Origin of the sequence: Frigoribacterium sp. VKM Ac-2836 (assembly GCF_013248995.1) — a bacterium.
In the GTDB taxonomy this organism is placed as follows: Bacteria; Actinomycetota; Actinomycetes; order Actinomycetales; family Microbacteriaceae; genus Frigoribacterium.
The window spans coordinates 946784-965265 of record NZ_JABRPK010000002.1 but is presented as its reverse complement, the minus strand read 5'-3'; the positions used below and the strand labels follow the sequence as shown (position 1 = coordinate 965265).

General features: G+C 68.7%; 18 protein-coding genes. 12 read left to right on the top strand and 6 right to left on the bottom strand.

All coding sequences use genetic code 11. The features are described 5' to 3' along the window. The first annotated feature begins 31 nt into the window (after positions 1-31). Genes HRF36_RS10920 through HRF36_RS10895 form a run of 6 tightly spaced genes read left to right on the top strand, consistent with a single transcriptional unit; the run spans position 32 to position 5793 of the window. On the top strand, positions 32-406 hold the full coding sequence (locus tag HRF36_RS10920; protein WP_173209686.1) for a DUF4180 domain-containing protein: 375 nt from the start codon (positions 32-34) through the stop codon (positions 404-406). Between the two features lie 11 nt (positions 407-417). Beyond that, positions 418-1020 carry an NTP transferase domain-containing protein gene (locus HRF36_RS10915; RefSeq protein WP_217271115.1) on the top strand — a complete coding sequence of 201 codons (603 nt, stop codon included), beginning with the start codon at positions 418-420 and terminating at the stop codon, positions 1018-1020. 9 nt (positions 1021-1029) lie between these two features. Further along, positions 1030-1287, top strand: coding sequence for a DUF6457 domain-containing protein (locus HRF36_RS10910; protein ID WP_043596044.1), 258 nt, complete (start codon positions 1030-1032; stop codon positions 1285-1287). After that, entirely contained in the window at positions 1284-2456 is a 1173-nt protein-coding gene (locus HRF36_RS10905; protein ID WP_173209681.1) for a molybdopterin molybdotransferase MoeA, read from the top strand. The genes HRF36_RS10910 and HRF36_RS10905 overlap by 4 nt, the downstream gene beginning before the upstream one ends. A gap of 53 nt (positions 2457-2509) precedes the next feature. Further along, a complete protein-coding gene (fdhD, locus tag HRF36_RS10900; protein WP_173209679.1) occupies positions 2510-3484 on the top strand; it encodes a formate dehydrogenase accessory sulfurtransferase FdhD in 975 nt (324 codons plus the stop codon). Continuing rightward, entirely contained in the window at positions 3481-5793 is a 2313-nt protein-coding gene (locus tag HRF36_RS10895) for an FdhF/YdeP family oxidoreductase (protein WP_173209677.1), read from the top strand. The genes fdhD and HRF36_RS10895 overlap by 4 nt, the downstream gene beginning before the upstream one ends. 101 nt (positions 5794-5894) lie before the next feature. Here the strand turns inward: HRF36_RS10895 and HRF36_RS10890 are convergent, their stop codons facing one another. The 4 genes from HRF36_RS10890 to HRF36_RS15875 all read right to left on the bottom strand — a co-directional run bounded on the left by HRF36_RS10890 (position 5895) and on the right by HRF36_RS15875 (position 9911). Then, positions 5895-7964, bottom strand: a complete 2070-nt coding sequence (locus tag HRF36_RS10890; protein ID WP_173209675.1) for a hypothetical protein — start codon at positions 7962-7964, stop codon at positions 5895-5897. Further along, entirely contained in the window at positions 7961-8950 is a 990-nt protein-coding gene (locus tag HRF36_RS10885) for a hypothetical protein (protein ID WP_173209673.1), read from the bottom strand. The genes HRF36_RS10890 and HRF36_RS10885 overlap by 4 nt, the downstream gene beginning before the upstream one ends. Positions 8951-9198: 248 nt before the next feature. Then, on the bottom strand, positions 9199-9549 hold the full coding sequence (locus HRF36_RS15880) for an MBL fold metallo-hydrolase (protein ID WP_371740114.1): 351 nt from the start codon (positions 9547-9549) through the stop codon (positions 9199-9201). Further along, positions 9546-9911 (bottom strand): MBL fold metallo-hydrolase, encoded by a 366-nt coding sequence (locus tag HRF36_RS15875; protein WP_254281177.1) that lies wholly within the window; start codon positions 9909-9911, stop codon positions 9546-9548. Before HRF36_RS15875 ends, HRF36_RS15880 begins: the two co-directional genes overlap by 4 nt. A 53-nt stretch (positions 9912-9964) precedes the next feature. On the opposite strand from HRF36_RS15875, the gene HRF36_RS10875 reads away from it, so the two are divergent. Continuing rightward, on the top strand, positions 9965-10513 hold the full coding sequence (locus HRF36_RS10875; RefSeq protein ID WP_173209671.1) for a TetR/AcrR family transcriptional regulator: 549 nt from the start codon (positions 9965-9967) through the stop codon (positions 10511-10513). A 103-nt stretch (positions 10514-10616) separates the two neighbouring features. Here the strand turns inward: HRF36_RS10875 and HRF36_RS10870 are convergent, their stop codons facing one another. Further along, positions 10617-11780, bottom strand: coding sequence for a N(5)-(carboxyethyl)ornithine synthase (locus tag HRF36_RS10870; RefSeq protein ID WP_173209669.1), 1164 nt, complete (start codon positions 11778-11780; stop codon positions 10617-10619). 24 nt (positions 11781-11804) lie between these two features. Further along, positions 11805-12845, bottom strand: a complete 1041-nt coding sequence (locus HRF36_RS10865; protein ID WP_173209667.1) for an Lrp/AsnC family transcriptional regulator — start codon at positions 12843-12845, stop codon at positions 11805-11807. Positions 12846-13028: 183 nt separating this feature from the next. Here HRF36_RS10865 and HRF36_RS10860 point away from each other — a divergent pair, with 183 nt between their 5' ends. The 5 genes from HRF36_RS10860 to HRF36_RS15525 all read left to right on the top strand — a co-directional run bounded on the left by HRF36_RS10860 (position 13029) and on the right by HRF36_RS15525 (position 18309). Next, positions 13029-13928, top strand: coding sequence for a polysaccharide deacetylase (locus HRF36_RS10860; RefSeq protein ID WP_173209665.1), 900 nt, complete (start codon positions 13029-13031; stop codon positions 13926-13928). A gap of 69 nt (positions 13929-13997) precedes the next feature. After that, the gene (locus tag HRF36_RS10855) at positions 13998-15311 is read left to right on the top strand and encodes an MFS transporter (protein WP_173209663.1); all 1314 of its coding nucleotides are present in this window, start codon (positions 13998-14000) and stop codon (positions 15309-15311) included. Next, positions 15311-16108, top strand: coding sequence for an SDR family NAD(P)-dependent oxidoreductase (locus HRF36_RS10850; RefSeq protein WP_173209661.1), 798 nt, complete (start codon positions 15311-15313; stop codon positions 16106-16108). Before HRF36_RS10855 ends, HRF36_RS10850 begins: the two co-directional genes overlap by 1 nt. A gap of 15 nt (positions 16109-16123) precedes the next feature. Further along, entirely contained in the window at positions 16124-17161 is a 1038-nt protein-coding gene (locus HRF36_RS15530; protein WP_217271114.1) for a ketopantoate reductase family protein, read from the top strand. Beyond that, positions 17158-18309 (top strand): M20 family metallopeptidase, encoded by a 1152-nt coding sequence (locus tag HRF36_RS15525; RefSeq protein WP_217271113.1) that lies wholly within the window; start codon positions 17158-17160, stop codon positions 18307-18309. Before HRF36_RS15530 ends, HRF36_RS15525 begins: the two co-directional genes overlap by 4 nt. Positions 18310-18482 lie beyond the last annotated feature (173 nt).

The following is an 18482-nucleotide window of genomic DNA, read 5'->3' as shown; positions in this document are numbered from 1 at the left end:
GCACCGCGCCTCCGGCGTCTAGCCTGTGGACATGCGCATCGACGACCACGGCCCCCATCGCGTCCTGCACGTCGACCCGGTCAAGCCGCGGCTGTCGACCGAGGCGGATGCCGTCGACCTCGTCGGTGAGGCCTACGAAGCGGACGCGTCGGCCGTCGTCGTGCCGGTCGGCCGTCTCGACCCGGCCTTCTTCGACCTGAGCACCCGCCGGGCGGGCGAGTTCGCGCAGAAGCTCGTGAACTACCGCCTGCAGTTGGTGGTGTTGGGCGACATCGGGCGCTATGAGACGGCGAGCGCCGCGTTCCGTGACTGGGTGCGCGAGTCCAACCGCGGCCGGCACGTCTGGTTCGTCCCCGACGAGGGCACGCTGGCCGCCCGGCTCGCCGCGACCGGACCACGCGGGTGATCGTGAGCCTCGTGTTCGACGCCGTCCTGCTCGCGGGGGGTCGCGCCTCCCGCGTCCAGGGCGCCGACAAGACAGGGTTCACCACCGGTGACTCCACGCTGCTCGACCGGGCCGTCGAGGCCTCGGTCGGGGCCCGCACCCTCGTCGTGGTCGGCCTGCGCGCCGGCCGGGTGCCGCCCGCCGGGGCACTGCTGACCCGCGAGGAGCCCGCCTGGTCCGGGCCGGTCGCAGCCCTCGCGGCCGGTCTCGACGTCGTCGAGGACGCGGCGCCGTGGACCCTCGTGCTGGCCTGCGACGTGCCGCGGGCACCCGAGGCCGTGCAGGCCCTGCTCGCCGGCGACGACGACGGCGAGCGCCGGGACGGCCTGCTGGCGGTCGACTCGGGCGGGCGACGTCAGCCGCTGCTCGGGCTCTACCGGACCGGCGCTCTCGAGACCCGACTCGCGGCGCTGCGAGCCGACGGCCCCCTCGCCGACCTCTCGCTGCGCCGTCTGCTCGACGGGCTCGACCTGCTCGAGATGCCCGTGCCCGACGAGCTGTGCGCCGACGTCGACACCGCGGACGACGCCGACCGCCTGGGTGTCGTCCGGCGCGAGTCCGACGCGACTGGTTGAGTGTCGACCATGACCGACACACCTGCCGAACTCGACGCCTGGGCCGCACGACTCGTCCGGGCCCTCGGCCTGCCCGACGACTTCGTGGTCGACATCCCCGAGGTGCTCGACCTCGCCCGCGACGCGGCGCACGGCGTCGCCCGCCCGGCCGCACCGCTGACGACGTTCCTCGTCGGTTACGCCGCAGGACTCGCCGGCGGTTCGCGGGCCGAACTCGACCGCGCGGTCGCGACCGCCACCGCGCTCGCCACGGCCGACCCGGCGTGACGGTCCGGCGGGCCGACTGGCGGGTCGCCCGCGCCGAGGCGGCCGACGCCGCCGGGGCCTTGCCCCGCACCGTCGAGACCGTCGTGCTCGGCGACGCGGTCGGTCGCACACTGGCGGCCGACGTCACGAGCCTCGCGCGCGTGCCCGGCTCCGACGTCTCGGCGATGGACGGCTGGGCGGTCGCCGGCGAGGGACCGTGGCGACTCGGCCCGTCGATCGTCGCGGGCCGGGTCGCCAACGGGGCCGAGGCGCTGTCGCCCGGGGTGGCTCGACCCGTGACCACAGGGGCCGTCGTCCCGGACGGGACCGACCGCGTGCTGCGTTCGGAGTCCGGACACGTGGCCGACGACGTCCTCACGGCCGACGACGACCCGCTCCGCCCGTCGCACATCCGCCGGGCCGGGGAAGAGATCGACCGAGGCGACGCCCTGGTCGCCGCGGGCACGCTCCTCACCCCGCCGCGCGTCGCCGTGCTGGCCCTCGGCGGGCACGACGCCGTGTCCGTCGTCCTGCGCCCGTCGGTGGCCCTGGCCGTGCTCGGCGACGAGGTCGTGGCCGAGGGCGTGCCCGCGCGTGGCGCGGTCCGCGACGTGTTCTCGGTGCCGGTGCCGCGCCTCCTCGAGTCCCTCGGGACGGCGCCCGCGACGACGACGCGCGTGGCCGACGACCTCGACTCCACCGTCGCCGCGCTCGACCGCCCGGACAGTCGCCTCGTGGTGACGACCGGAGGCACCGCGCACGGCCCGACCGACCACGTCCGCGCGGCCCTCGAGCGGTTGGGCGCCGAGCTGGTGGTCGACGGCCTCGCCATGCGTCCGGGGCAGCCCCTGGTGGTCGCTCGGCGGGGCGAGACGCTGTACCTGTGCCTGCCGGGCAACCCGATGGCCGCCTACGTCGGGCTCGTCGTCGTGGGGACCGCGGTGGTGGACGGCCTCCTCGGCAGGCGACCCGCGCCTCCCGGGGCCGTGACGCTCGCGGTCGACGTGTCCCACCCGCGACCCGGATCGCTCGTGCAGGCGTACCGGGTGACGCCGGACGGCGCCGTGCCGACCGAGCGCCAGTCGTCCGCGATGCTGCGCGGCCTGGCCGACGCCGACGGACTGCTGATCGTGCCCGAGGGCGGGGCACGGGCGGGCGAGGTCGTCCCGGCACTCGGGCTGCCCTGGTGAGACGCGCGCCCCGCCGGCTTTCGGATCCCGGGTTCGAGGGGTAGACCTGACCCATGGCACGCATCACGTCCCGCAAGCCGGTGACCCGCATCACGGTCGGCGACGACGGCTCGGCGGGCGTCCGCAAGACGATGGACACCCTCGCCGTCGAGGAGCCCCTCGAGATCCGCGTCGGCGGCACGTCTCTCGCCATCACCATGCGCACGCCCGGACACGACTTCGACCTCGCCGCGGGGTTCCTCGTGTCGGAGGCCGTCATCTCGACCGGCGACGAGTTCTTCGCGGCCCGCTACTGCGCCGGCGCCACGGCCGAGGGGCTCAACACCTACAACGTCCTCGACGTCACGCTCGCACCCGGGGTGCCCGCGCCCGACCCCAGCCTCGAGCGGGCGTTCTACACGACGAGCTCGTGCGGACTCTGCGGCAAGGCCTCGATCGACGCCGTGCGCACGACGTCGCAACACGACGTGCTGCACGACCCCCTCGTCGTCGACCCCGCGCTGCTGGCCACGTTCCCCGACCGCCTGCGCGAGGGCCAGGACGTCTTCGAGAAGACCGGCGGGCTGCACGCCGCCGCCCTCTTCGACGGTCGCACCGGCGAGCTGCTCGTGCTGCGCGAGGACGTCGGTCGGCACAACGCCGTCGACAAGGTCGTCGGCTGGGCGGTCAAGGAGGCGCGGCTGCCGTTGACGGGGACCGTCCTGATGGTCTCGGGTCGCGCGTCGTTCGAGCTCACCCAGAAGGCCTCGATGGCCGGCATCCCGGTGCTCGCCGCGGTGTCGGCGCCGTCGTCGCTGGCCGTCGATCTCGCAGGCGAGCTCGGCGTCACGATCGTCGGGTTCCTGCGCGGACGGTCGATGGTCGTGTACTCGCGGCCCGACCGCCTCGGCGAGCCGGACGGGACCGAGCCCTCCGCCCACGCGAGCGTCCTCGGCGACGCGGCCCGCGCCTCCTCGCCCCCCGACTCCCCCGGGGGCGCGACGCGCGCCTCCTCGCCCGTCCCCCTGACGATCGGACCAAGACCGTGACCGAGAAACCGCCCGTCTCCGACGTGACCGACGCCGACATCGAGGTCGGCCCCCCGCGGGAGTGGGCCGCCGGCGTACCCGGCGTGCTGCACTCGATGGACCCCGCGATCAAGCAGCTCGGGCTGGCCCGCACCGTCAAGCTCATGACGTCGCTCAACCAGAAGGACGGCTTCGACTGCATGAGCTGCGCCTGGCCCGACCCGAACCATCGCAAGGTGGCCGAGTTCTGCGAGAACGGCGCCAAGGCGGTCACCTGGGAGGCGAACCCGGTGCTCGTGCCCGACACGTTCTGGGCCGAGCACTCGGTGACGGACCTGCTCGACAAGACCGAGTACTGGCTGGGCATGCAGGGCCGCCTGACCAAGCCCGTGCACAAGCCGGCCGGCAGCGACCACTACCGCGAGGTGTCGTGGGCCGAGGCGTTCCGCATCGTCGGTGACAAGCTGAGGTCGCTCGACAGCCCGGACGAGGCGTCGTTCTACACCTCGGGCCGCACCTCGAACGAGGCCGCCTTCGCCTACCAGCTCTTCGTCCGCGCTTTCGGCACGAACAACCTGCCGGACTGTTCGAACATGTGCCACGAGTCGACGAGCCTCGCCATGGCCGAGGTGGTCGGCATCGGCAAGTCGACGATCGCGTACGACGACTTCGAGCAGGCCGACCTGATCGTCATCCTGGGGCAGAACCCGGGCACCAACCACCCGCGCATGCTGACGGCCCTCGAGGACGCCAAGCTCAAGGGCGCGAAGATCGTCGCGGTCAACCCGCTGCCCGAGGCCGGCCTGCGTCGGTACAAGAACCCCCAGCTGCCGCGTGGCGTCGCGGGCCGTGGCACCGAGATCGCCGACCAGTTCTTGCAGATCCGACTCGGCGGCGACATGGCCCTGCTGCAGGCCGTCGCCAAGCGCGTGCTCCAGGCCGAGGACGCCGCGCCGGGCACGGTGCTCGACCACGAGTTCCTCGCGGAGCACACCGTGGGCCTCGAGGCCTTCCGTGAGCACATCGCGCAGGTCGACGACGACGAGGTGCTGCTGGCGACCGGGCTCGACCGGGCCGAGATCGACGAGCTGGCCGACCGCTACCTGGCCTCGGACCGCGTGATCATCACCTGGGCGATGGGCATCACGCAGCACCGCAAGGCCGTCGACACCATCAAGGAGATCATCAACCTGCTGCTGCTCCGCGGCAACATCGGCAAGCCCGGCGCCGGCGCCTCGCCGATCCGCGGGCACAGCAACGTGCAGGGCGACCGCACCATGGGCATCTGGGAGCAGGTCTCGGACGAGTTCCTCGACGCGCTGCAGAAGGAGTTCCGCTTCGACCCGCCCCGCGAGCACGGAGTCGACGCCCTCAAGGGCATCAAAGCCATGCAGGAGGGGCGGATCAAGTTCTGGATGGGCATGGGCGGCAACCTCGTGGCCGCGATCTCGGACACCCAGCTCGCCGAGGCCGCCATGCGCGGCACCGACATGACCGTGCAGGTCTCGACGAAGCTCAACCGCTCGCACGCCGTCGTCGGCGCCGAGGCGCTCATCCTGCCCACGCTCGGCCGCACCGAGATCGACGTACAAGAGGCGGGGCCGCAGTTCGTCTCGGTCGAGGACACCGTGTGCTCGGTGCACGGCAGCCACGGCCAGGTGCCGCCCGTCGCACCCGACCTGCTCAGCGAGGTCGCGATCGTCAGCCGCCTGGCCCGGGCCACCCTCGGCGACCGGACCGACCTCGACATCGACTGGAAGTCCTTCGAGGACGACTACGACACGCTGCGCGACCACATCAGCCGCGTCGTGCCCGGCTTCGAGCGGTACGGCGAGCGGGTGCGCAGTCGTGACGGGTTCGTCCTGCCGAACGGGCCGCGTGACTCGCGGACCTTCCCGACGGCGGTCGGCAAGGCGATGATCACGGTCAACGATCTCGAGCACGTCGAACGCCCCGAGGGCACGCTGCTCTTGCAGACCCTGCGCTCGCACGACCAGTACAACACCACGATCTACAGCCTCAACGACCGCTACCGCGGCATCAAGAAGGGCCGCCACGTGGTGTTCGTCAACCCGCTCGACCTCGACGACCTCGGGTTGGCCGACGGCCAGAAGGTCGACGTGTCCACGGTGTGGACCGACGACGTCGAGCGAGTGCTGCGCGACTACCGCGTGGTGGCCTACCCGACGGCCCGGGGGTGCGCCGCGGCGTACTTCCCCGAGGCGAACGTGCTCGTACCGCTCGACAGTGCGTCCATCGGCAGCAACACCCCGGTGTCGAAGGCGGTGCTGGTGCGGGTGACGCCGGCGACGGTGCCGGTCGGCGTCTGAGCCCGGGTCAGGGCGTCAGTGGGCGGCGGCGCCGTCTGGGCGGCGCCGCCGAGGTACCGCGGGATGAGGTTGCCCAACGGCACCTAAATAATCCCCGCGCTTTATCGTTCGTGGGCCAAAACGTATCCCTGTATCAGTTCAGCGTATAGCTCGTTCGAGAGATCGTTTAGCCGGACCACTTCAACAGGAACATCGAGTTTGATGACGAATTCTGGGCCGTCTAGCCAGGCCATTTTTTTCATAGCCAGGTAGTCGAACATGTCTCGCGATGCGCGGCCCTTATTAAATATTTGCTCCAGGGCGGTAGCCGGATATCGGAGGCCGCCCCCAAGCATGCTCGGCCGACTGAACCATGCAACGAGCCGCCTGAGCTCCATGCCCGCTACGTCCATTCGACGCTCGGCCTCCAACCCGACCAGGGAAGCCTCCGATGAATACTGCCGCCACGGATGATATGCAGAGTCCGAGACAAGGACGAAAGAAGAAAGGTCGTGGACGATAACTCGTTTTGTTATACCAGTGACTGATTCCGCGTGAATTTTAACGGTCGTTGCTTGGCTGTGTAGGATACGAACATCAGGAACAAGCGATTCAACGCTCAGAACATTGAGGCGAACGTCTGGGCCAAGCAGGAAGTCGCGTTGCCCCATCCCAAGTCTCAGATTTGCATGTGGTGCTTCTATCTCGACAGAGGACAAAGCGCGCAGGAATTCCAGGTCACCAACCGGCGGAACGACCTCTAACACACTGCTAGTAACTCCTCCCTCATTCAACGACACTCCCATGACGGCGCTGGAATCATCGACGTGCAATTCGGGCGCATCCTCGCGAATCAGCAAGATGCTTTTTCCGGGTACGAAGTTTGATGAGTGAGAATCGGCGAGAATTGGAAGGGCGGATGCCTCTATCAAGTGCGTCCGCTTGCTATCCGCGAAGACAAACCTTGTAAGCAACGGGGCGGGGCTAATAGATGGAGCACCCCAAAGCGGTAGGAGATCAAACTCATCAACCCGACGCTCAAGAATGGCCCATGCACAAACGAAGTCACGGAAGATCGGGTTAGAGAACGAAGTCAACATGTTTGGAGATGCCGACCGGGAACTCTTGAGGAAAGGGTGCTCGCGGAATTGATCACGTATCTGCTGATCCAAGTCGGTCAGCCAATCCTCGTCACCTTCGTCCGGGAAATCCAAAACATAAGCCGTCAAATCAGGTTGCATCAACATTTCAAGCTGTGTTTCTGGACTATAAGTCAGTGCCGCAAAACGCGTCTTGTTATCATCTCCAGAACCAAAACTAGTTGAGAATTTCCGAGTCTCTCTCAGGAGAATGCTACGCACAATGCGTCCAAGCAACTCCCACACTTGACGATCGGTCTCATCCTCGAGAGCTTCATTAAGGTCTTTTAGTGGATTACTCTTCTTGTCGTAGGCAGTGGACAGGGCCTCTAGAACAGGCGCGTAGCCCAGGAACGAGTGCACGTCACCCCACTCGTAGCTACCAAGTTCAGATTTGACCCGCTCAAAGAATTTCGTCAGGAACTCATCGAGTTTTGCTTTAAGGGCCGCTACCTTGTCTTCACTTTTTTCATGTACATAGACGCGAGACTGTTGCTCGGTGAAGAAGCGAACTGACATCCGCGCTGTAGATACATTCGACTTCCCCAACACACGCGCAACATCTGCAATGGTGTCGTCTCGCCCAAAGATAACAACGGACGGACCCGATTGGGCTGAACCGAGGATGGTGACCAGGTTGTCTACGGCCGCCTCCATGCTCTCAGCTCCGGACCGCACGAGCGCCTCGTCCATCGCGTCCAGGATTAGGCATCCGTCCGTGGCTTTAAAGGCATTGACGAACGACAGGTAACCCTCGACACCGTGCTCCTCGGTCATAGTTCCTGAGAAGAAATGCGAGCCAAGACTGAAGAGGCTCAGGTCCCACAACGGGCTAGACGAGTCTCGGGCAAGATGCTGAGCGATGAATGTCTTACCAACTGCAGCCGGAGCGCTAACAAGCCAGACTCGGGCTGCTAGGTCGCCAACTAAGTCGAAGTTTGGTTCAACGAAGAACTCCCCATCAACAGCCCGACCTGCTGGTTCTTCCTTACTCATTTGTGGAAGGTGATCTCCCTTAGGCAGAGCATGCGCCAATTGCTGGTATGTGATCATTTTTTATCCCCTAATTTTTGTCCAACGATCCACAGGCCTATTAGAGCGCTGAGACCAGCGCCGAGCAATGCCCCAACCATCGCGGCACCGCCGTTTACAGGCACGCCCCTAAGAGTTGAGGGAAAGACGTTAGCCCCCAAGAACGCAAACCATAGGCTTGGGAAAACAAAGACGGCAGCCAGTCTCGAAAGACTGGCAGTCCTCCGATCGGAGGCAATCTTCTCTCGCTCCCTCGTTTCCATTTCTGTTTGCGCCCTCTGCTGGTGTTCCAACGCCATGGCGTGCGCGAGCGTTGCAGCAATACTTGAGATACTTCCACCTGCAGAATGAAGCAAATGGCTGTCTCTAGTATTGCCTCTATCAAAACGCAAGTAAGCATTCTCGAGGCCAACAAGTGCTAGCTGCAGAGTCGACGCCCTGTAGCTGACCTCTGTTAGCAACTCTCGGTTTAGTTCCCCGGTTGTGGCTCGAGACGAGCTTCCAAGCAAGAGTTCGACGTGCTCCATGACACCACTCTCGAGGTGATCTTCGAGTTCGCGTTTTAGTTGCACCGCTGCCGCCGCAAGTGTTGCGGATTCGTCCCGCACAGTACTGATAGCGAGTGATGCTAAGGCATCCCAGCTCACTCCCTGCACCTCGGAGAATAGCTGGGCAACCATGCCAACTCTCACTCGAACGAAAACTATGACCCGTTCCGAGGCAGCTACCTCTAGTGCATAAAGAGCTCCAGCCTCGTCGGATTGCAAGATCGGACTCAGAAATGTTTCGACAGAAACGGCCTGGGTGTTTGGAGAGCGAAGTCCGGCGCGGAGCTCGATGAAGTGAAGTAGCTCACGGGCACCTGTCTCGGAGACCGTATTCGAATCCACAAGTGCTAAGAGCCGACTCGTCGCCTTGGACTGCAGCATTTCGGCTGCGTCAGCGATGTCAAGCTTGGGCCTCACGACGTCGCCCTGCAGCACAAAGTAGACGTTGGAGGTGGTCACAATAGTGAGACTATCTCTGAATCTTGTAGCCCTCGACCAAGACCGACACTATTTAATTTGCGACAGAGCCTAAATGGAGCATTATGCGGCTATCGCCGCACCCTGTCAGATCTCGACATGAGTAGGAAGTCGCCCGTCCACCGGTGAGATTTTTCACGACTTGTGAAGGCAGTCTCCCGTCAGCCAGGGCACGAGGCGCGATGCAGTCGACACACTTCGTCGATTCCTGTCTCGCACAAGGATGTGCATCAGTTCGCTGCTAGGCGCACGGCTGCCACCGCCGCTTCGACGCCATCGTCCCAGGGGGCGCCGTGGCCGGGCAGCACCCAGGTCGCGCCGGTCGCGACCAGGGCATCGAGCGACGCCAGAGCCCGCTCGGGGTCGTCGGTGAACGGCGCCGGGGCGGGCCCGACGTGCCCGGTCGTCACGTGGCGCGTGGTCAGGGCGTCACCCACGAAGACGGCGTCGACGCTCGGGACGAAGACCGCGATGCTGCCTTCCGAGTGTCCGGGCATCGAGATGACCCGAGGCGAGCCCGGCAGGTCGAGCGTCTCGCCGCCCTGCACCTCGACGACCTCGGTGAGCCAGGTGGTCTTCACCCCGCCCTTGCGCAGGCTGTAGCCGGCGAAGCCCAGCAGGGGCCGAGCTTCATCGGCGGCATGGGGTTCTTCGGCTTGGGCCCGCCCTTCGCCCGGGAGGCGTCGGCGGCGTGCACGTACACGGGCACTCCGTGGTCGCGACGCAGCCGTTCGGCGAAGCCGACGTGGTCGGAGTCGCCGTGGGTGAGGACGACGCCCCGGACGTCGTCGAGCGTGCGTCCGACGGAGGCGAGTTCGGCGACGAGTTCTGACCAGAGACCGGGCAGGCCGGCGTCGATCAGGGTCACGCCCTCGGGCGTGACGACGAGGTAGGCGGCGACGATGTCGTTGCCGATGCGGCGGAGGGAGGGGGCGAGTTCCATGATGGCTACGGTACTTAGCCATCATGGCTATTGTCAATAGCTATACTCGACGGATGCCCACACCCGACCGCACCTCGCTCGACGCCATCCTGCTCGCCGCCCGCGAGCTGCTCGAGACCGACGGCCCGGCGGGCCTCACGATGGCCGCCGTCGCGGCACGGGTCGGCGTGCGCGCCCCCTCGCTCTACAAACGGGTCGAGAACCGGGAGGCGCTGCTGCGGTCGGTCGCTGAGGCCACCCTCACCGACCTGGCCGCGCGGCTCGACGGGGCGGGGTCGGCCCGCGAGGTGCTCGACACCTTCCGGGCCTTCGGGCACGAACGCCCGGCGGCGTTCCAACTGGTCATGACCCCCGGGCCCGGTGTCCCCACGGCCCGGCGCGAGTACGGCGCCGCGGCGAGCGCCGCCGCCCTCCGGGTGGGCGAGCAACTCGTCGGCCCGGCGCTCGCCCTCGACGCCGCCCGCACGCTGACGGCCTGGGTCGCGGGCTTCGTCATCATGGAGCTCAACGGCGGTTTCCAGCTCGGCGGCGACGTCGAGGGGGCGTGGGACTTCGGTGCCGAGCGCGTGCTGGCGGCCCTCGCCGCGCCTCCTGCGCTCTGACCTCCGGCTCCCTGCGCCCTCGCGCACACCGCCGGATGGACACGACACCGCGGCATACGGCGGCGCTCAGTCCACTCGGCGGTGCCGTCGGCCGGGCGGCCGGCTAGCCGAGCGGTGCGTGCGGGTACGAGGAGGCGCGGTGCTGGAAGGCGAGGATCGCCTCGTTCTTGACCCGCCCCTCCGCGATCTCGATGGCGCGACGGACCGTGTCGGACGCCGCCCACGAGGTCGGCCCCTCCATGACGGTGCGGAGGAAGGGCAGGAGGGCCTCGCTGATCTCCCACGTCGTGGAGTTCCAGAGCAACGAGGGGCTGTGGTCGACCGCGTAGTAGTTCGTGGTCGCACCGACGGTGACGAGGGGTTCGGCGAAGGTCGTGGCGCGGGCCCAGTCGAAGCCCATGCCCTCGTCCACCGAGACGTCGACGATGAGACTGCCGGGGCGGAAGGCGTCGAGATCGGTCTCGCGCAGGTAGGTGAGCGGCGCGTTCGGATCTTGCAGGGTGCAGTTGACGACGATGTCGGCCGCCGCGAGGAACGGCGCGAGGGCGACCGGCCCGTCGGGGGTGTTCACGGTGCTGGCGCCGGGCGTCTCGGGGTCGTGCTCGAACTGGAAGATGTCGACCGACGGGATCGGCGAGCCGACGGCCGCGATGTTGCGGTTCGTCAGGACGCGGACGTCGTGGATGCCGTGGGCGTTGAGCGCCGTGACCGCGCCGCGGGCGGTGGCGCCGAAGCCGATGACGACGGCGCTGAGGCGGCGGCCGTAGTCGCCGGTGGAGCCGCAGAGCTGCAGGGCGTGCAGCACCGAGCAGTAGCCGGCGAGCTCGTTGTTCTTGTGGAAGACGTGCAGGGCGTAGCCGCCGTCGGACTGCCAGTGGTTCATGGCCTCCCACGCGATGAGGGTCAGGCGCTTGTCGATGGCGAGCTGGGTGATCTCGCGGTCCTGCACGCAGTGCGGCCAGCCCCAGAGGGTCTGGCCGTCGCGGAGGCCCTCGAGGTCGGCGGCCTGGGGCTTGGGCAGCAGGACGACGTCGCTGTCGGCGACGATCTGCTCACGGTCGGCCATCGCCACGAGGGGCTCGAGGTCGGCGTCGGGGATGCCGAAACGCAGGCCGTAGCCACGCTCGAGGGTCATGTTCTCGCGCAGATCGGCATCGATGCGGTCGAGGTGGGCGGGGTGGATCGGCAGGCGACGCTCGTCGGGCTTGCGCGAGGTGGCCAGCACGCCGAGGCGCAGCAGTGCGGGGGCGGGCGTGATTCGGGTCATGCCTGACCTTAGACGTCTCGTCGCTCAGCGCCGCAACACGTCGGGCACCTGGGCACCCAGGCGGGGACCGTCACGGTCGATCCAGTAGCGTCGCTGCAGCCGCAGGCCGGCGACGCTCTGGATCGACCGCACCCACTGCAGCGCACCCAGGTCGTCTCGGATGAACGTCGCGAGATCCGTCGGGCCCCGGAACACCCCGGAGAGACTGATCGGCGCCGAGCCGGTCACCGTCGACAGCAACCGGACGCTCGGATGCGTGGCGACCCGCTCGAGGGTGCGCGAGACGTCACGGGGCTGCACGTCGATCGTCACGATCGCGTGCAACGGATAGCCCAGCAGGTCGGACTGCATCTCGACCCGGGGCGAGACGGCGCCGGTCTGCAGCAGGAGCCGGATGGCCCGAGCGGCCGTCGAGGACGACACGCCGAGGGTCCGCCCGACCTCGGCCGCCGTGACACGCGCGTTCGCGCCGAGCAAGCGCATCGTCTCGAACTCGAGGTCGCTCAACTGGCCGAGATCGTGGAGCGGAGGCTGCGCGGCCACGGCCGCGTGCTGCTCCAGGCGCGCCACGCGCTCGTCGTCCAGCCGGTGGTAGCGCCAGGCCTGACCGACCTTGGCCGGTTCGAGGATCATCCGACTGTCGACGGCGCGGACACCCGGGATCGACGGGATGACGCTGCCGAGCAGCTCCTCTTGGTCGGAGCCCCGCAGCGGGAAGAGGTTGGCGTACAGGTCGGCCGGGCCACTGGTCTGCAGGACGAACTGGACGTCGGGGATGCGCAGGAGTTCGGCCAGCACGGCCCTCGACCGCCCGGGGGCCGAGGTGATCCAGAGTTCGTAGGGATTGCTCGAGGTGATGAGCTCCCAGGCGTAGCGGCCGACCACCCGCAGGAGGCGCTCCTCTTGCAGGCGGACGAGTCGGCGACTCAGCGTGCTCACGGGCAACCCGAGGATCTCGGCGAGGGCGGCGGTGGGGACCCGAGGCGCGACGTGCATGGCGGCGACGATGTCGAGGTCGGTCTCGTCGAGGAGGGGCTGACCGGCGGGAGGCACGAGACGTGGCACGGCAACAGAATACGGCGCACCGGTCCGCACCGGTTGGATTCGGGTCGAGGGGGTGATTCATCCAACCGTTTCGAGGTTGAAATGCGATCGAAACAACCATTTGTCTTGAGTCTGCTTGTATTTCTTTCTACAGTGACCCATGTCGATGACATCGGGGTCACCGACGACGCCGGGAGGAATCGCATGGACGACCAGCAGCCGTGGCAGTGGACCGAGACCGAATGGCGAGGGCACGTCGAGTTCGTGCGGGCCGGTCGGAGGCTCGTGGACGACGAACCCACGGCACGGTGGCCCGGTGGCGCTCGCGTCGCCGTCGCGATCTCGTTCGACTCCGACCACGAGACCCCGGCACTACGCGACGGCGAGACCTCGCCCGGTCGCATGGCCCAGGGCGAGTTCGGCGCCCGTCACGCCGTGCCCCGCATCCTCGACCTGCTGGCCCGGCACGAGGTGCCGGCCTCCTTCTTCATGCCGGCCGTCTGCGCCCTGCTCCGCCCGGACGAGGCCCCCGGCTACGCGGCAGCCGGACACGAGGTCGCCGTGCACGGCTGGATCCACGAACGCAACACCGCTCTCGGTCACGACGACGAGCTCGAGCTCACGTCGCGAGCCCTCGAGGTCTTCCAGCAGCAGCTGGGCCGACGTCCGGTCGGCATCCGCACACCCTCGTGGGACTTCTCGGGGTCGACGCTCGCCGTCATCCGGGAGCTCGGGTTCGTCTACGACTCGTCCCTGATGGCCGACACCGAGCCCTACGAGCTGCTCGAACGCGGCGAGCGCACGGGAGTCGTCGAGATCCCCGTCGAGTGGATCCGCGACGACGCCCCCTATCTGATGATGGATCGCTTCGGCGGTCTCCGACCCCACATGCCGCCGCGCGACCTGCTGCAGATCTGGATCGACGAGTTCGATGCCGCCCACGCCGAGGGCGGACTGTTCCAGCTCACGCTGCACCCGCACATCATCGGCCACCGGTCGCGGCTGCGCGTGCTCGACGAGCTGCTCGCCCACATCCGCTCGGTCGACGACGTGTGGTTCGGCACGCACGCCGATCTCGCGGCGCACGTCCGTCGCCTCCTGTGACGCGCCTCCCGACCCGCGCCGCCCCTCCTCCCCTCGCACCACTCACGTCCACCTCGAGAGAGCCAGCACATGAGCACAACCGCCCCTGAGACCGTCCACGACACGAAACTCAGCAGCAAGGGCCGCAAGGCCATCGTCGCCGGCAGCATCGGCAACGCCGTCGAGTTCGTCGACTGGGCGTTGTACTCGACGTTCTCGTCGATCTTCGCCCACCACTTCTTCCCGCCGGGCGACGACGTCGCCGCCCTCTTGTCGACCCTCGCGATCTTCGCCGTCGGCTTCGTCATGCGACCCGTGGGTGCCGCCGTGATGGGCAGCTACGCCGACCGGCACGGACGCAAGAAGGGCCTGCTGCTCACCATCACCCTGATGGCGGTGGCCACCCTCGTGATCGGTATCTCGCCGACCTTCCAGCAGGTCGGGTACCTCGCGCCGGTGATCCTGGTGCTCGCGCGTCTGGTCCAGGGGTTCGCGGCCGGTGGCGAGTTCGGATCCGCCTCCGCCTTCCTCGTGGAGTCCGCCGCCCCTCGACGCCGTGCCTTCGCGGGTTCGTGGCAGCAGGTCTCGGTCGCCGCGGGCGTGCTGATCGCCTCGGCCCTCGGGTTCGTCATCACGACGGCCCTGCCCGAGGACGCGGTCGACAGCTGGGGATGGCGCGCGGCCTTCGTCTTCGCGGCCTCGCTCGGCTTCATCGGATTGTGGCTCCGGCGCTCGGTCGAGGAGACGGCCTCCTTCGCCACCGGCAAGGACCGTCTCGACGGCTCCGGCCTCGCAACCCGGCGCAACGCGTTCGTCCGGATGGTCAAGGACCACCCGAAGGCGACGCTGCGGGTCTTCGGGATCACCATCGCCGGCACGCTGCTCTACTACCTGTGGGTCAACTTCATGCCGACCTACGCGGCCGTGACGACGGGCATCCCGCTCAACCAGGCCCTGCTCGCCAACGTCATCGCGATGGTCGTGTTCATCTGCCTGCTGCCGTTCGGCGGCATCCTCTCGGACACCATCGGTCGCAAGCCGACCATGGCGGCCTTCGCCGGAGGGTTCCTGCTCTTCGCCTGGCCCGCCTTCACGCTGCTGAACGGCAATTTCTGGTCACTGCTCGCCATCGAACTCGTCGGCATCGTCCTGCTCGTCGGTTACTCGGCGAACTGCGCCGTCATCATGGCCGAGCAGTTCCCGCCCGAGGTGCGGGCCACCGGCATCGGCCTGTCCTACGCCCTCGCGGTCGCCATCTTCGGCGGCACCGCGCCGTACATCACCACGTGGATGAACACGAGCGGGCACGGCGGCTGGGTCTGGGCCTACGCCGCGGGTGCCGCCGCGATCGGACTCGTGGTCTACCTCACGATGCCCGAGACCAAAGGCAAGGTGCTCGACTGATGCGGCACGTGCTCGTGACCGGGGCCGGCTCCGGCATCGGCCGGGAGGTCGCCCTCACCTTCGCCCGCGCGGGCGACGCCCTCACCGTCGCCGACCTCAACGCCGAGCCGCTCGCGCAGACGGCCGAGCTCGCTCTCGCGGCCGGCGCCTCCTCGTGCGCGACGGCGACCTGCGACCTGCGACAGGACGATGCCCACGAGATCCTCCTGGACACGGCGTGGGGATCGGCGCCCGTCGACGTGCTGGTGTCGAGTGCCGGGGTCTACCCGGCGACACCGTTCCTCGATCTCGACGCGACGACCTGGGACTTCGTGCTCGACGTCAACACGCGGGCTCCCGTCCTGCTCACGGTCGCCCTGGCCCGTCGCGCCATCGCCGCCGGTCGGGGCGCGAGCGTCGTCAACATCTCGTCGGGGGCGGCCTTGAGGGCTCGACCTGGTGCGGCGCCCTACTCGACGTCGAAAGCCGCCCTCGAAGCCGCGACCCGCGCCTCCGCTCTCGAACTCGGTCGCCACGGCATCCGCGTCAACGCCGTGGCACCGGGCTTCGTCACGGTCGACTCGGCCGTCAACCCGGTCACCGACGAGTACGCGGAGGCCGTGGGCGACAACCCGCTGGGTCGTCGCGGCAGTCCGGCCGACATCGCTCGCGCCGTCGCCTGGCTCGCCGGCGCCGAGGCCGAGTGGATCACCGGCGAGGTGCTGCGCGTGGACGGCGGCTCGTCGACGGGCGCCTGGAACTTCCCGGCGCACTGGACCGCCACGACGACGGCCGACATCGACGGCCCCACCGCCTGACGAATGGAGAACCACATGATCCCGACCTACACCGTCGTGGGCGCCGGCGCGATCGGCGGAACGCTCGCCGCGCACCTGCATCTCGCCGGGCTCGACGTGCACCTGGTCGACACCGACCCCGAGCACGTCGCCGCCATCCGCGAGAACGGCCTGCGGATCGAACACCCGGGTGGCGAGCTCACGGCCCGCCTGCCCATCTCGACTCCTGACGAGGCACCCGGGCAGCTCGGCGCGGTGCTCCTCGCGGTCAAGGCGCAGGCGACCGACGGCGTCGCCGCGTGGATCGCGCCCCGCCTCGCCGCCGACGGCTGGGTGGTCTCGATGCAGAACGGCCTGAACGAGCCGACCATCGCACACCACGTCGGTGCCGACCGCACGGTCGCGGCCTTCGTCGACCTCTTCGCCGACGTCGTCGCACCCGGCGTGGTCAAGGACGGGGGCATCGGCGACATCGCCCTCGGCGAGTTCGCGGGCGGCACGAGCGACCGCGTCCGCACCCTCGCCGACGACCTGCGGCACTGGGGTCGCCCGGTCGTGTCGGACAACGTGCAGGGCTTCCTCTGGTCGAAGCTCGGCTTCGGTGCGATGCTCGTCGCGTCCGCCCTGGCCGACGACGACATGGGCGACCTGATCGACCGGCACCGGGTGGGCATGCACGCCCTGGTCCGCGAGGTGTTGACCGTCGCCCGGGCCGAGGGCGTCGCGCTCGAGGGCTTCGACGCCTTCACGCCGGACGCCTACGTGACCGTGACGGCCGGTGACACCGGCGACACCGGCGGCACCGGCGGCCCGGACGTGGCCACCGACGAGCTCGTCGCTTGGCTCGGACGTCAGACGAAGAAGCGCTCGGGCATCTGGCGTGACATCGCCGTCCGGGGGCGCCGCACGGAGGTGCCGACGCAGTACGCGCCGGTGCTGGCCGCCGCCGAGCGGTACGACGTGGCGGTGCCGTTGACGCGCTGGTTGGTCGAGTCGATCGTCCGACTCGAGACGGGGCAGATCGTCATGAGCGAGGACCATCTCGTCGAGCTCGACCGACGGGCCGCCGCGTGAACGCGCTCGTCGAGGCCGCCGAGGCCCGGCGGTCCTCGCTCGTCGCCGACCTCACCGCCTACGTGCAGCTCGAGACGCCGTCCGACGACCGCGCGGCCCTGGCTGCGGGTCTGGCCTGGGTGCGCTCGTACCTCGGCGAACACCTCGGGGCTCCCGACGCCGAGTCCACGGTAGACGGCGCCCCGCACGGTGACGTCGCCGTGCTCGACTGGGACGCCGTCAACGCAGGCACGGGCAGCGTCGCGATCCTCTGCCACTACGACACGGTCTGGCCGCTCGGTACCCTCGCCGACTGGCCGGTCACGATCGATGGCGACCAGTTGACCGGCCCGGGCGCCTTCGACATGAAGGCGGGCCTCGTGCAGGTCGTGCACGCCCTCGCCATCGCGAGGGAGCGCGGCCTGCCCCTGCCGGCCGTGCGCTTCGTCCTGAACGGCGACGAGGAGATCGGTTCGCCCGCGTCGCGCCCCGTCATCGAGGCGGCGGTCGCCGGCCGGGACGCCGTCCTCGTGTTCGAGGCGAGCGCAGGAGGCGCGCTCAAGACCGCGAGGAAGGGCGTCGGTCTCTTCACGGTCACCACGCAGGGCGTCGAGGGCCACGCCGGGCTCGACCCCGAGAACGGTGTGAGCGCCATCGACGAGATGGCCCGGGTGATCGTCGCGTTGCACGACTCGGCCGACCTGGCAGCCGGCACGAGCGTCAACGTCGGGACGATGACCGGTGGCTCACGGGCGAACGTCACGGCCGGGAGCGCGGAGGCGCTCGTCGACGTGCGGGTGACGGACGTCGGCGAGATGCGTCGGATGGACGCGGCCTTCGCGGGCCTGGTGCCTCGCCGTGAGGCCGCCGGGATCGCGGTCGACGGCGGCTGGAACCGTCCCGTCATGGAGCGCAGTACCGGAACGGCGTCCCTGTTCGCCGCCGCGCGAGAGGTCGCCCTCGAGCAGGGTCTCGTCGTCGAGGAGACCTCGGTCGGCGGCGCCAGCGACGGCAACTTCGCGGCCGCCCTGGGACTGGCCGTCCTCGACGGGCTGGGCGCCGTCGGCGACGGGGCCCACGCCCGCCACGAGTGGATCTCGATCGACGGCATGGTCGAGCGGACCGCCCTCGCGGCAGGCCTGCTGACCAGGCTCGGCGGCGGCGCCTGACGGTTGCCGCCGGGCCGCGGGCCACCTCGCTCGACGCCGAGCAGGCGAGAAGGAGAACGACTCTGGTGATGGCGGCCGGATTCCCTCCCCACTACCGGGTCCGTCCCGTTCTCAGGCGCGTCGGCCGGTGAGGGTCCGCGATACCACTTCAACGCCTACTGGCGGGATGTGTC

Bases quoted from the DNA above. Each gene is read 5' to 3' on its own strand.
- HRF36_RS10920 (WP_173209686.1), top strand. From the start codon at position 32: ATGCGCATCGACGACCACGGCCCCCATCGCGTCCTGCACGTCGACCCG.
- HRF36_RS10910 (WP_043596044.1), top strand. From the start codon at position 1,030: ATGACCGACACACCTGCCGAACTCGACGCCTGGGCCGCACGACTCGTC.
- fdhD (WP_173209679.1), top strand. From the start codon at position 2,510: ATGGCACGCATCACGTCCCGCAAGCCGGTGACCCGCATCACGGTCGGC.
- HRF36_RS10890 (WP_173209675.1), bottom strand. From the start codon at position 7,964: ATGATCACATACCAGCAATTGGCGCATGCTCTGCCTAAGGGAGATCAC.
- HRF36_RS15875 (WP_254281177.1), bottom strand. From the start codon at position 9,911: ATGGAACTCGCCCCCTCCCTCCGCCGCATCGGCAACGACATCGTCGCC.
- HRF36_RS10875 (WP_173209671.1), top strand. From the start codon at position 9,965: ATGCCCACACCCGACCGCACCTCGCTCGACGCCATCCTGCTCGCCGCC.
- HRF36_RS10870 (WP_173209669.1), bottom strand. From the start codon at position 11,780: ATGACCCGAATCACGCCCGCCCCCGCACTGCTGCGCCTCGGCGTGCTG.
- HRF36_RS10860 (WP_173209665.1), top strand. From the start codon at position 13,029: ATGGACGACCAGCAGCCGTGGCAGTGGACCGAGACCGAATGGCGAGGG.
- HRF36_RS10855 (WP_173209663.1), top strand. From the start codon at position 13,998: ATGAGCACAACCGCCCCTGAGACCGTCCACGACACGAAACTCAGCAGC.
- HRF36_RS10850 (WP_173209661.1), top strand. From the start codon at position 15,311: ATGCGGCACGTGCTCGTGACCGGGGCCGGCTCCGGCATCGGCCGGGAG.
- HRF36_RS15530 (WP_217271114.1), top strand. From the start codon at position 16,124: ATGATCCCGACCTACACCGTCGTGGGCGCCGGCGCGATCGGCGGAACG.